The 13772-nt window shown below is 40.7% G+C and carries 12 protein-coding genes; 6 read left to right on the forward strand and 6 right to left on the reverse strand.

Going from position 1 to position 13772, the window contains the following annotated elements:
* Window positions 1-161 precede the first annotated feature (161 nt).
* Together V6R21_RS18725 and V6R21_RS18730 are read right to left on the reverse strand one after the other, a co-directional pair.
* Entirely contained in the window at window positions 162-1148 is a 987-nt protein-coding gene (locus tag V6R21_RS18725; RefSeq protein WP_334245117.1) for a HupE/UreJ family protein, read from the reverse strand.
* Window positions 1149-1780: 632 nt separating this feature from the next.
* Window positions 1781-2200: a hypothetical protein gene (locus V6R21_RS18730; protein ID WP_334245118.1), complete on the reverse strand. Its 420-nt coding sequence runs from the start codon at window positions 2198-2200 to the stop codon at window positions 1781-1783.
* Between the two features lie 391 nt (window positions 2201-2591).
* On the opposite strand from V6R21_RS18730, the gene V6R21_RS18735 reads away from it, so the two are divergent.
* Window positions 2592-3422, forward strand: coding sequence for a helix-turn-helix domain-containing protein (locus V6R21_RS18735; RefSeq protein WP_334245119.1), 831 nt, complete (start codon window positions 2592-2594; stop codon window positions 3420-3422).
* A 220-nt stretch (window positions 3423-3642) separates the two neighbouring features.
* Here the strand turns inward: V6R21_RS18735 and V6R21_RS18740 are convergent, their stop codons facing one another.
* Both V6R21_RS18740 and V6R21_RS18745 read right to left on the reverse strand, forming a co-directional pair.
* A complete protein-coding gene (locus V6R21_RS18740; RefSeq protein WP_334245120.1) occupies window positions 3643-4707 on the reverse strand; it encodes a linear amide C-N hydrolase in 1065 nt (354 codons plus the stop codon).
* Between the two features lie 228 nt (window positions 4708-4935).
* Complete coding sequence (locus tag V6R21_RS18745) at window positions 4936-6066, reverse strand: BamA/TamA family outer membrane protein (RefSeq protein WP_334245121.1); 1131 nt, start codon at window positions 6064-6066, stop codon at window positions 4936-4938.
* Window positions 6067-6237: 171 nt separating this feature from the next.
* Here V6R21_RS18745 and V6R21_RS18750 point away from each other — a divergent pair, with 171 nt between their 5' ends.
* A complete protein-coding gene (locus V6R21_RS18750) occupies window positions 6238-7245 on the forward strand; it encodes a DUF481 domain-containing protein (RefSeq protein WP_334245122.1) in 1008 nt (335 codons plus the stop codon).
* 17 nt (window positions 7246-7262) lie between these two features.
* On the opposite strand, the gene V6R21_RS18755 is transcribed toward V6R21_RS18750, so the two are convergent.
* Window positions 7263-7922, reverse strand: a complete 660-nt coding sequence (locus tag V6R21_RS18755) for a hypothetical protein (protein WP_334245123.1) — start codon at window positions 7920-7922, stop codon at window positions 7263-7265.
* Between the two features lie 322 nt (window positions 7923-8244).
* Between V6R21_RS18755 and V6R21_RS18760 the strand changes: the two genes are divergently transcribed.
* The 4 genes from V6R21_RS18760 (at window position 8245) to V6R21_RS18775 (ending at window position 12740) form a co-directional block, all read left to right on the forward strand.
* On the forward strand, window positions 8245-8664 hold the full coding sequence (locus tag V6R21_RS18760) for an AAA family ATPase (RefSeq protein ID WP_334245124.1): 420 nt from the start codon (window positions 8245-8247) through the stop codon (window positions 8662-8664).
* 32 nt (window positions 8665-8696) lie between these two features.
* Window positions 8697-10343 carry a phosphate acetyltransferase gene (pta, locus tag V6R21_RS18765; protein ID WP_334247587.1) on the forward strand — a complete coding sequence of 549 codons (1647 nt, stop codon included), beginning with the start codon at window positions 8697-8699 and terminating at the stop codon, window positions 10341-10343.
* Between the two features lie 160 nt (window positions 10344-10503).
* On the forward strand, window positions 10504-11706 hold the full coding sequence (locus V6R21_RS18770) for an acetate/propionate family kinase (RefSeq protein WP_334245125.1): 1203 nt from the start codon (window positions 10504-10506) through the stop codon (window positions 11704-11706).
* A gap of 116 nt (window positions 11707-11822) precedes the next feature.
* Window positions 11823-12740 (forward strand): DUF5996 family protein, encoded by a 918-nt coding sequence (locus tag V6R21_RS18775; RefSeq protein ID WP_334245126.1) that lies wholly within the window; start codon window positions 11823-11825, stop codon window positions 12738-12740.
* Here V6R21_RS18775 and V6R21_RS18780 read toward each other — a convergent pair.
* A complete protein-coding gene (locus tag V6R21_RS18780; protein ID WP_334245127.1) occupies window positions 12737-13576 on the reverse strand; it encodes a hypothetical protein in 840 nt (279 codons plus the stop codon). The genes V6R21_RS18775 and V6R21_RS18780 overlap by 4 nt on opposite strands.
* Between the last annotated feature and the right edge of the window lie 196 nt (window positions 13577-13772).

The raw sequence follows: 13772 nt of genomic DNA on the forward strand, positions 1-13772 counted from the left end.
ATAACTACTTCTCCATCAGCATTTTTTCGGATTCAATTATACTCATCAGACTCACTCAAATGATTATCTTTTTGGGCTATTAATAAATGGAAAGTGAGTTTTCTCTTTTTTACAACACTTCATATTATAAGAAACAGTATTTCCTTCTCTTTATATCTTAACTAAAACCCTGCAATACGCTCAATCAGCCAAAAAGCCGCAATAGAACCAATGGCATATGGAATAATTTTGTAAGCCCATCCATTTTTTGGGATTAAGGGTAAAGTCCATCTCATAATAGCCAGTACAACAAGCACAAATAAAAGTTGCCCCAGTTCGACGCCAACATTAAACATGGCTAAAGCCAATGGAATTTCATTTTGCGGCAACCCAATACTTTCCAAAGCTCCTGCAAACCCAAAACCATGTAACAAACCAAAACTAAAGGCAACCAACCAAGGCTTTTTACTGGTAACAGTAGGTTTTCCTTCTTGCACTTTTAAAATTTCTACTGCCAAAAAAACGATACTTAACGCAATCACGGCTTCAACTGGAGGTCCTGGAAGACTGGCTATCTCCAATACAGAAAAACTAAGTGTGATACTATGGGCAATGGTAAATGCTGTAATCGTTTTTATTAGATTTTTAATTCCAACAGTGAGGATGGTTAAAGCCAATACAAAAAGTAAGTGGTCAAAACCCAACAAAATATGTTCTAGTCCCAAACCCACATAGGTTTCCGAAACCTGCCACTTACTTGGTGTTTCAGGAATACGTACTGAACTCTTTGTCGGCTGTAAGATAAATGTGTGATGTTCTCCATTTAAGAGACGAATATCAACCAAAACATCCATATTAGTAGTGCTTAGCTTATCAATTGTCAATGTTGTATTTGCAAGGCTTTTATTTCCTTTGAGCTGATAAACACACAACATAAAAGCTTCCCGCATTTTAGGTTGAGACGATTCGCTTAAGGAAAACCCTTCTTCAAATTTTGGTTGAATATTCAATACTTTTTCTGCTGTGCTTGGCACTTTCCACAACACCGTATATTCATTGGAAGAAACTTGTTGAACCTGTAAGTAAGCAGGACGAATTTCATGTGCTATTGCTGTATTAAAAGCCAAGCTAAACAGCGATACCCATAATATTTTGATGTAATACCTCATTCGTTATAGATAGCTTTTCCTGATGACCTCTGAGTTTGTGCCTGATACTGCTTCAGCAAATTATGCTATACCTTTTCTTTATATAAAAAAGGAGGCAACTTTTTTAAAGGATTTGGTTTCAATGTGTCACACACAATGTAATACACATTGTTATGTAACCATATATAAGGGGTATATTCCTATATACAAAAAAAGGTCCAAGAATCGTAGTGATAATTCTTAGACCTATTCAGGGTTTATTTATCATAGTCCTTTCCAAAATTATCTAGAAAAGTGATTTAAGCAGAGGTATAATTGAAATCGGAAGTTTTAAACTCATCGATGGTTTATAGGTTCAACTCCTTTGGAGTTGGATAAATGTAATTTACTTATACCTCAGGCTTACGCCTAAGGCTACTATTGTTCAATCCCTTCGGGATTATTTTTTCATACAGCAAACACCGTTTCCGAAGGAAACAAACCATATTAGCTCCAGATGGCAATCTGGATTTTACAGCAATCAATATATCATAACCCTGAAAGGGTTGAACAGGATAACATCATTTAGTAGATCATAATATGTGAAAGGATTAGAGTAGGAAATCTCTATTCCAATTCAATACTTGCTTAATACCTGTTTTACGTAACTATAATTAAGCGTTTAGGTAATCAATAATGGGTTCATCTTCTGTAACGATGTGATTTGTAATATGGAACACTTCTTTTATCCACGGGTGTTCTAGTCCATCTTTTCTATCTAGCATTTCCCCCAAATTTTTAACATCAGCCCATTGGCACTCTGCTTTATCCATCAATCCTACTAGATACTCTCCTTCATTCATCCAAATACGGAATGGAAAAGCAATCCTATCTGCTGGAGTTGACCCTTCCCACCATTTCCCTAAACTAAGTACACCATTCACCACCTTTTCTTTATGACCAATTGTATATTGACTATAATACACCGCATGGGCATCCCCGTCTTTATATACAAACCGAGTCAGACGTACAGTTTTATTGTCACAGCAATTGCAATCGTAAATATCTGGTTTTTCAAATTCAATTTCTATCATAATAAAATTACATATATCAACAATTTAGCGTTACCTCAATCAGCTCCTATACAAAATTCATTTGTGTATCCTCGTTCTCCAAAAGATTGTGTTACACTATAATTCAGCACATCCCCTAACTAACCATTCTACCCATCACTTACATCAAATAACCTATTTTACTTACCTCCTTACGTCACCCCCCTTTTTTATATCCATTCTTTTTTGCTTAACCTGAACTATGGATTATGCCTCCCTTTTCAGGACTGAAAATATCACTTACATACGATGGACTAAAGTCTTTCGCTTATAATATTTTGTCCTTTTTGGACTGTTGCCCAAAAAGGAGGAGGTAATGCTAATCCATAACTCAATTTGCTAAAACTCTGTCCACTAAAAATATATTCCAAACTTGACACTTCATTACGGACATAGAAGACAGCTACAGCAGATGCTGGCAACTGCCCAATCACTGGCAGCCATTGCCCGTGCCTTGGGGGTGCACCGTTCCACAGTCAAAAGGGAACTGGACAGAAACGGGGAAGCGGATGGCAGCTACTGTGCTGACAAGGCAGAAAAGAAAGCGCATCTTCGTAGGGTGATTGGTGGGGTCAAATCTTTCCATAACCGTAAACCTATGCCTATGCCGAGGGGTGGCAAGGCACCTGTCAAAAACAGGTACCGTAAAAAATACCTGAATTTACCTTTGAAATATCAGCGTTGGAAAAGCCGCAAGGGGCGTATAACCCATTGGTATTGGGACTTGAGGAAATACCGCAGAAGATTTGTATCGTTTGGTCAGCTTCAAAAAATACAGAGACGAAATGCAGACCGCCAACGGGACTGGTGGCAGCTGTACCGTGAAAATGCCAAGCGCTATTTTCTGGGATTGTTTCGGTATGAACCCAAACCCACTGGATTAGGTAAGGCTGTATTACAGAAGGGAATCAGGCTATACATTACTAGGAAGTTAAGCAGGTTCCAAAATTGCAGACAGCAACAGGTAGTAGCTGTAGCAACATGCCCAAGGCCTGTTCAGTTACAGAATGAAAAATCGGCAACCATGATGGAGGTACTTGTTACGCCCTTCTTTTTAGGAACCTCTCCCCTTTGGCGATCAAACCATACGACAAACAAAGAAGTCGATGCTGTCTCTTTGTTCTTGGCTCTATTATTTTATGTCTATAAAGGTACAGTACCTACCGGTGCTACCATTTTTGAGGGAAATATCCCCTTCCAATAATTCAGGATCAAATATTACATCCATTGGAGATAAAAAAATCGGCACGTTTTCGGATGCCGATTTTTTTTGGATGTATTGCTCGGGGTGTGTTGCAACTACTCCTGTATGGCTTGTGTGATTCCGTAGTAAAATCTGCCTTTATTTTTTGCCCTCAATTTTCAGGGTTCAGGTTTTACGCTAAAAATTTATACGTTAATACAGAAGTAAAAAACGGGTGCTTCTATTGGTCTAGCCCAAGAAACTTCATTGGTTTAGCCTCCTGAAACTTGGCTGAAGATTCGCCTTCATATATTTCGTTATTTGAAAGACTTAATTTTTTGACTGGTGCATTTTCCTTGAAATCCAGCTTACTGAAATCAACCCATACCACATTAGGGTTCAATACATTGTCAAAATAATAGACCAGATTTTTTTGGTCTGCCACAGTTCTCCATCGGGTAGACGAAATATTGGGTTCATCCGGCATAGAGATGCCAAGTGGTACAGAACAGTTTCTGATTACACCAAACACACTTGCCAAAGCTGCCCGAATATTGTCAGTTTGGGGAATAGCCTTGATATAGAAGGATGCTCTTACAAACCTATCTGCTGCCCTATTTGTACCCGGCAACATAATATCTCCCGGGATTCCTTTCCAGTATTTATCAATCGCAAGCTGGTCATCAAATATGGGAGAGTTGGTCATCACGTTATATGACTTGTCGTGATGTACCACCAGTTTACCACCTATATATTCAAAGATGGCATTGTCTCCTGCCGCATCAGACATGGAAAGATGGATGGTGGTAAAACGGTCTGAGTTGGGCAGCAAGGCAGAAACCACCACAAATTCTTCTTTCTGCAATTCAGTGACAGCTTCTGCCACTGTCGAAAAGTTGTCCAACACATACTGTAGCCACATGGATATCGCCAGTCCTTTCTTTGCGCCCTTAGGGTCAAATACTGGATATTGGCTTTCTGCCAGCCAAAGCAGGTTGGCCACAAGTCCCTTTTCATTCATGCCATCTGTTGAGGCAATATCCCAAGAGCTGGTAATCACACTCCCATATTTTGATTGCCATTCCAAGGAAGTGGCACCAACACCTCCATTTCTTTCCATTCCTCTTGGAAAGACCCAAAGGTTAGCCGGAATATCATCCTTCCAATCCATTGAACGGGCTGTAATAACTGTTTCATTGGGTCCGTGATAGACCACCCTTGTACAAGCAATAAGACTGTGGCAAAGGAAAAAAGCCATGAACATTATAGCAGTAAAAACCATCTGAATTTTGTTATTGAATTTCATGCTGTCAAAATTTTGAATCCGTATTTGGGGTTAATGGATGATCAGCCGATTTGGAAAGAAACTGTTGTGATTCTTAAAAAGGTAAGGTGAAAAGTACAGCGAATAGCTTTACGCTAATACAACAATAAAAAATTGCTATAGTGCGAAAAGTGTAGGATTAATCACACAGATTTTATGCGCTGTTATTACATTGAAAATAAAACTGTATAGGTTGCATTTTTCACCTCACTAAAAAGCTTCCCTTACAGTCAGGAAAAGTGCAGTCCTATTATTTCCCAGTCCAAAATCTATCCTGAAATTTAACTGCTCTTTCGGCAGCAGACGGAACCTAGCCCCTAATCCATATACATATTCCACCTCCTTGAAATATGGTGTATCCCAATCAGCCACGGTATTGCCTACCCCAACAAATGCGGCAGCACCGAACCTGCCAGCAATATGCCTTCGATACTCTGTCTGCAACCAGAATACCTGATTGTCTATAAACTGTGCAGAATTACCAATACTTCGAAGCCTTCTGCTTCCTCCCAAAGAAGGCAACTTGTAAAAGGGGGCATCACCCACTACAAAACTCCAGAATGCCTGTATACCAATTACATTTTCCTTATTGACAATCTTGTAATAGTCCCGAAGGTCCAGTGCAAACTGCCCGTACTGATAAGCTCCCCAATACTGTCTGTAATTCACTTTCCAAAGTCTGCCCTCTGTTGGGTACAGGATATCATCTCGGCTTTCAAAACGAATCTCTGTTCCCAAGCCTACAATAGACCCTCCTCCGTAACCTTCCACTTCTGGGCTTAATAGTTCTCCTGTTATATTTTTCTGGTCTACAAATGACAGCTCATAAGCCAACCCTACAAAAAGCTTCTTGGAAATTCCTTTCAGAAATCCACCAATTACACCATACTGGTTGAGGGTATAGGTGCTGATATTGCTGGAGGGTTTTCCTGTTCCGTAATAGGCTGCCGGAAAACGGTAGACCATACCTGTTGCAAAAATACCCCACCCTGACTTGGTATAGCGAATCAGCTCCGTATCCAAGTCCAGCTCATTTTTGGTTGAATAAGAAAAGGAAGAAATCAAGGTGGTGGGTCTGCTGTAAGGTGAGTTTCCATTAGATACCGTATCGTCTAGCGTAATGACATTCATAAAGCCCAAAGCAAGTCCTGCTTCTTGATCGTAATCTATAATTGGATAAAATGAAATGGTACTGTGCGGACGCTCAATTGTTACGATGTCCATCACCTTCTCCACAAAACCCTTTTGCTGCAAGGAGTCTGTGACCTCCTGCCCTATTGCTGACCACTGATAGGCAAACATCAAATAAGTGACAGCAAAAATTAAAATTTTTTTAAGCATAAGGGATTGATTATGAAACACCTCTCCTTCTTGAACAGCTACTGTCGCTTAAGCATTCAGAACAATGTGTAAATTAATTGAGACGCAACCATACTACTGCTATTTTTGTTTCCTTTCGTAGGTACCCCACCACTTTATCCTCCTCAATACTAGAATTACCCCTCAATATATATGAAAACACTGTTTACACTTATTTTCATGGCTTTTATCTGCTTCCCGTTATTGGCACAAAAAGATACGCTGAAGATATCTGATGAAGAAAAGCTTATCGGTGAGATAAAGGGAATGGACAGAGGTATTATTACCATGTCTACAGACTACAGCAAGGATGACTTCAAAATCAAATGGGAAGATGTCCAACAAGTCAAAACACACTCCCATTTCCTGATTTCTTTAAGTGATGGCAGAAGGGTCAATGGCAACTTGACGGGCGTCAGGGGCGAGAATATCCATTTGCTAAGTGGGGAGGCAGATATTGAGATTCCTTTTGATGATGTGGTCTACCTCAAGCAAATCAAAGAAGACTTTTGGAGCAAGGTTTACACCTCCATTGATTTAGGGTACAACCATACCAAAGCCAATAACCTGCAACAGTTCAGCATCGGCGGCACATTGGGTTATTTGACGGAGCGATGGTGGATTGACATGAAATACAATGACATCCGCTCAAGTCAGGATGATGCAGCAGATGTACACCGTACGGATGCCAATATTGGATTCAGGTATTTTCTGCCAAGGGAATGGTTCCTACTCGTTGACCTAAGCTTCCTTTCCAACACCGAGCAAAACCTTGACCTACGTACCCTCTTAAAATCCGGTCTTGGTAATTACCTGGTCCAGACGAACCATACTTATTGGGGCGTGACAGCAGGTTTGGCTTTCAACAATGAAAATTTCATGGGAGAAACGCCTGACAAACAATCATTGGAAGCCTTTGCCAGTACAGAACTCAACTTTTTTGATGTGGGTGACTGGAGCCTGCTGACCAACGTATCGGTTTACAGAAGCATTACAGAGGATAACCGTTGGCGTACGGACTTCAGTCTCGACACCAATTATGACTTGCCTTTGAACTTCTATATCCGTTTGGGAGGAAGCCTGAACTACGATAGTCAACCTGCCGAAGACGGCAGCAAGTCTGACTATGTAATCAGGACACATTTTGGATGGAAACTGTAAAAGCGGAGGGATAATTTTCACTTCACTTTGATATTGACAAAATCCACCAGCCAAAGACTGTCCAAAGCATGGGGAATAATGCCTGCTTTGATTTGCTTTTTCAAGTGATTGCCTGTCCGTTCAGTAGTCAAAAATGCCATCAGCGTATATTTCCCTTTTGCCGCAATATTGATTTTACCTTTCCACTTATGGGAAGTAGCTAGCAGCGACGATTTCTCTGAAACAAATACGGTATCTCCCTGCTCGGCAACAATCCACAACTCCATTTCAGACGTCCCTAAAAAACCTTGAAAAGCCCCTTCTACATCCACATTGCCAGCACCCACTTCTTGTCCTTCCTTTGGACTTGTGATCAGGCAGCTGTCAAAGTAATTTGGAACAGTAATCATGGTGGGAATTTTGTCCTCCCGTTGCAAGAGGTCCTCCAGTTTTCCGTCTTTGTCTTCCAGAATTCCTGCATCCAGATAAAAGCGAATATTTTCGATGGCCTTGTCCTTACTGCTTCCTTTTAGGGTTTTTTCCAACAAATGAAGCCTGAATTCATTTTTCTTCTGTTCGTATTCAGCCTTTTTCTGGGTCGTGAAATTTAAGATAGAAAAGATCCCTCCCAACAAAGCGACCAATACGGTTCCGATAACAGGAAGGATAACTGCAAGATTGGGTTTATTATCTGCCATAACAGAAAATTAGTCAATGAGTGTTCTGTATATTGTTATTGAAATTATTTCGAGAAGTGAGGACACTGTAACTTACTATGAATCAAATAGGGACGTAAAGATAAAGTACAATTTACCTGTTAAGTATATTTAACCGCTATTTACTGCAAAAAGTCGATATCACCTGTTTTTAGCAACGGAAGTCATTGAACTTTTTTGTTAACCCTCGTAAATAGCCTTAAATGAAACTTAAATCTGTCTAATTTTGTCCATTGATTGAATCCTTACCACGATTCAATCAGATTGACAGCAAACACAATTAACATAACAGTCCTTACATTACATGACGACATCAATTTATATCAGCACGGCAGAAGCGCATAGTGGAAAAGCCTTGGTGAGTTTAGGTCTGATGGAAACATTGTTACGAAAGTCTCCAAAAGTGGGGTTTTTCCGACCTATTATTTCCAAAAAGCCTAATGGAAAAAAGGATTCTGATATTGCTTTGATTTTGGAGCATTTTAACCTTGAACAGACTTATGAGGAAGCTTTCGGGTTTTACAGACAAGATGTAAATGACCTGATCGGTACTGGTAAGTATGACTATGTAATCAACAAGATTATTGAAAAGTTCAAGTCACTTGAAGCCAAATACGATTTTGTGCTGATAGAAGGTTCTGATTACGTAGGTGAGGGAACTGCCTTCGAATTCAATATTAACGCAGATATCGCCAAGAACCTGGGTCTCCTGTCCTTATATTAGGAAATGCAGGTAACAGAAGCCTGAATGAAGCCCTGACAGACGTTCAAATGTCCGTTGATTCATTCGTGGAAAAAGAATGTGAAATTGCAGGTGTTATTATCAATAAGGCTGACCCTGAAAATCAGAATGAATACCAGACTGAACTGGAAAGAGCCTTCGGTAAAACAGGTAGAATGCTTTCTGTAATTCCTTCTGACAAAAGAATCGGAAGCCCTACCATGCGTGACATCGTAGAGCGCCTGAATGCAGAAGTACTTTATGGTGGTGAGCGTCTGGACAACCAGTCAGATAACTATATGATTGCGGCCATGCAGCTGGACAATGTCATTGACAGGTTGCGTTACGACAACTGCTTGGTGATAACACCCGGTGACCGTACAGATATTATTCTGGCAGCACTTCAGGCACACCAATCCAAGAACTTCCCGCCAATGTCAGGCATTCTGCTTTCAACTGGTCTGAAGCCATCACCTGCCATTGACAGGCTGATCGCCGGACTAGACGAAACGCTGCCTATTTTGTCAGTAGAATTCAACACATTTGAAACTGCAGCTAGATTGCAGAATATCAACTCAACACTGCACAGTGACGAGGAAGCCCGAATTGCCTACGCCAAGCAGCTGTTCGAAAATAATGTTGACATCGCGACACTGGAAGCACAATTGCAGGCTATCACTGTCAGAGGCATGACACCTAAGATGTTCCAGTATAACCTGGTACAGAAAGCACGTGCCAGCAAGAAACGTATTGTACTTCCTGAGGCAATGGATCACCGTATCCTGAAAGCCACCGCCATGCTGACATCTCATGATATTGCGGAGATTATTTTGCTTGGAAATGCAGAGGAAATTATTGAAGAATCTAAAAAGGCGAATGTAGAGATCAATTGGGAGCAGGTAGAAATCATTGACCCTGCCTCATACAGCAAGTTTGAAGACTACGCCAACACTTATTACGAGCAACGTAAACATAAAGGGGTTACACCTGAATATGCCAAGGACACGATGACTGACGTCTCATACTTTGGTACCATGATGGTGTATAAGGGTGATGCTGACGGTATGGTATCAGGAGCTATCAACACGACAGCTCACACCATTCGTCCTGCACTTCAGTTTGTGAAAACGAAACCTGGTGTTTCCGTTGTTTCTTCAGTATTCTTTATGTCGCTTCCTGACAAGGTACTGGTTTATGGAGACTGTGCTGTAAACCCTAACCCTAATCCGGAGCAACTTGCCGAGATTGCCATCTCTTCTGCCGAAACAGCAATTGCTTTCGGTATTGAACCAAAAGTGGCGATGCTTTCCTACTCATCAGGTTCATCCGGTTCAGGTGAGGAAGTAGAAAAGGTTCGTAAAGCTACCGAGATTGCGCAAGCCAAACGTCCTGACTTAAAAATTGAAGGACCTATTCAGTACGACGCAGCGGTTGACCCAACCGTCGGTGCCAAGAAGATGCCGGGCTCGGAAGTGGCAGGACAAGCTAACGTACTGATCTTCCCTGACCTGAACACAGGTAACAACACTTATAAAGCGGTACAACGTGAAACTGGCGCCATTGCTATTGGCCCTATGCTTCAAGGATTGAACAAGCCTGTTAACGACTTAAGTCGTGGTGCTTTGGTTGAAGACATCATCAATACGGTGGTGATCACTTCTATTCAGGCGGACAACAAGTAATTTATACCGAAATTAGCTGGCGGAAAGTGCTTCTTGTACTCTCCGTCAGTTTTCTTATTATATATACCAAGCAAATAATCTGTCTAACAAATACAGAAAGGTATCAGGAATTGTTTTACCACGGCATTTCCTTTTCAAGACCTTCTGAAAATTAAAAAATATGAAAGTATTAGTCATCAACTCTGGTAGTTCTTCCATCAAGTACCAGCTTTTCGAAATGGATAATGAGCAGGTACTCTGCTCTGGTATTGTTGAAAAAATCGGTTTACCTGAGGGCATCATCACACATAAAACATTTGATGCAGCAGGTAATGAGACTAAAAACAAGCAAGAGCTTCCTATTCCTGATCACAAGGTAGGATTAGCTGAAGTTGTAAAACTACTGACTGATGAGAAAATTGGTGTAATCAGCAACCCTGATGATATATCAGCTGTTGGCCACCGTGTAGTTCATGGTGGTGAATACTTCAATGAAACAACCGTAATTACGAAAGAGGTGGAGGAAAAGATTGAGGAAGTAATTCCATTGGCTCCTCTTCACAACCCCGCCAACCTACAAGGCATCAGGGTTTGTAAGGACATTTTCCCTAAAGCTAAGCAGGTAGCTGTTTTTGATACCGCTTTCCACCAGACTATGCCGGAACGTGCCTTCAGATATGCCATTCCTGAAGAGCTTTACCAAAAGTATGGTGTCCGCTCTTACGGTATGCACGGTACCTCTCACAAATATGTATCAGCAGCTGCCAACAAGTATTTAGGAAAAGAGGGAGCTTCAAGCCGCATCATTACAATCCACTTGGGTAACGGCTGTTCAATGGCTGCGGTTAAAGATGGTAGATGTATTGATACTTCAATGGGTTTTTCTCCACTGGCAGGTCTGATGATGGGTACTCGCTCAGGAGACATTGATCCAGCGGTTATCTTCTTCCTTGAGAACAAACTCAATATGAAAACGGATGAGATCTATGACTTGCTGAACAAGAAGTCAGGTATGTTGGGTGTTGCTGGAGCCAGCGATATGCGTGACATCGAGGATCGATTCGTAGAAGGAGACACTGCGGCGACAAGAGCTTTAGATATGTACACATACCGTATCAAAAAATATATAGGTGCATATACTGCGGCGATGAATGGCTTGGATGCCATTGTATTTACAGCAGGTGTTGGTGAGAATGATGCTGGGGTTAGACGCCTATCAATGCAAGGTCTTGAGGGACTGGGCATCAAGATCGACTTGGAGAAAAACAATATCAGAGCCAAAAAGATTGAAGAGGTACAGGCAGACACTTCACATGTGAAAATCTTGGTAGTACCTACCAATGAAGAGTTAGAAATTGCACAACAGGCAGTAAACCTGCTTTAAGCAATAAAAAGTGGAGTCAGGAAGATGCTTATTTTTAAGCTATTCTTGTCTCCACTTATTTTTTATTTATACCTTCCATTCGAGACAATTCAAATCCACCCAAACTCAACAACACCATGCAACTCCCTACACTTCCTCTTGAAGAATGGAAAGACACTAAGATGACGATCCATTTATACCTTCAGATTATTGGAAAGATTAGACTGAAACTTACTCCTCGCAAAAATCATTGGTGGTATGTTACGGAGTATATTACGTCCAAGGGAATAACAACGGGTACCATCCCTTTTGACCATGACCGACATTCATTTGAAATTACCCTTAACTTCCTTAGCCATAAGCTTGAGCTGACCAGCAGTAAAGGTTTTGAAGCTAGTTTCCCTCTCAAGGATGGCTTATCAGTAGCAGCTTTCCATGATGAACTTTTTGAATTGCTTAATAAAGCACAAATACCTGTCAACATATTGGACAAGCCATATGATTTGCCATTCGATAAAAGCTTTTCAGAGATCCGAAACTATCACCATTACCAAAAAGAATATGTAGAACGGTTCTGGCATATCATGCTTTGGGTCAGTAATGTCTTCAAACAATTCAGTGGACGGTTTTATGGCAAGACCTGCCCCGTTCAACTGTACTGGCATCATATGGATCTAGCCATCACCAGATTTTCTGGTAAATCTGCCCCAAAGATGCCTTCAGAAGCTTCTACTGCAGATAAGGATGCTTACTCACATGAAGTAATTAGTTTTGGATTTTGGGCAGGCGACGACAATATGACAGAGCCCGCATTTTACGCTTACACCTACCCCTCTCCTGAAGGGTTGGAAAAAGCACCTCTAAAACCTAATTACGCTGAATGGATTGACAGTAATGGAAGTCCAATGGCCATCCTGAAATACCATGACTTATTGAAAGAAAAAGACCCGACTTCAGCCCTATTGAGTTTTTTGGAAAGCGCATATCAGTCGGGTGCAAAGTTGGCCGGTTGGGACATAGATTCCTTTACCGTAAAAAAACTAGACGAGCTCTAGAAGAAGAAAGATAAACCACCTGTCGGTCCCATAATCCGTACTGTTCCTATTTTCACACGCTGTAAACCTCCAAAAAGCCTGAAGCGATTTAAATGAACACCTATATCAACCGTTCCAACAGCAACATTTGTTTGGGCAACTGTTCCGAATTGCCATTCTGTTCGTAGTGAAATTGGCTTACCGGGGTATAGCTCACAACCCACCGCAATATTAAAACCTCCGTTGCCTTCATCGGTCTTGAGATTGGTATAACCTATCCCCCACCATAGGTTTAGCCATGTAAGCCTGAAGCGGTGATAATTTAGGTTCATCATAACCAAGTCAAGTCTGTCACTTGTACCATCATCTAGGCCTTCCCTAAAGAAAAGGTACTTTACGTCCATACTTAAAGCCCTTGTTGGATAAAACCTTAATTCATGGTGCAAACCATAAAGCTTATCATCTTCATAAAAATATCGGGAACTAAAATCAGCCGATACTTTCTTAGGAATGTCTAAAGGTCTGTCATGATACCTCCCCAAGTCATCGGCAATGTATGGGTATTTACTGAATGCAACACCTCCTACTTCAGGAGCCAAAAAAGGTGGTGTTTCATAACGAGAGTGAAAAAGGACATTATAAGTCAAACCGAGAAAAACATCACCTACCAATTCAACAAAAAAGCCGTTTTCATCATAATCATTACTAGAAGAATATGAATGGTGATCATGCTTACTACTAGAATTTGACTTATTCTCTTTTACCTCATTTTTAATTTGACCTAGTTTCCCAGACTGGGCGAACAATTGACTAAAACACAAACAAAAAAATGCTAGAATTGAAATTCTGTAAATCATAGTTGGGTCATTTAATGCTTATTTTAATTAAATGACATACCAATTCTTAAGGTTGACAATATCAATAGGATTAATCTAAAAAGGTAGATAAAAAAAAGAAACACGCCACCTATAACAACCTATAGATCATATAATGTGATTGCGCGAGATCTAGCAACACTTTTACATAAAAAGTAAAAAAACATATAGATTATGT

The organism is Limibacter armeniacum, assembly GCF_036880985.1.
In the GTDB taxonomy this organism is placed as follows: Bacteria; Bacteroidota; Bacteroidia; order Cytophagales; family Flammeovirgaceae; genus Limibacter; species Limibacter armeniacum.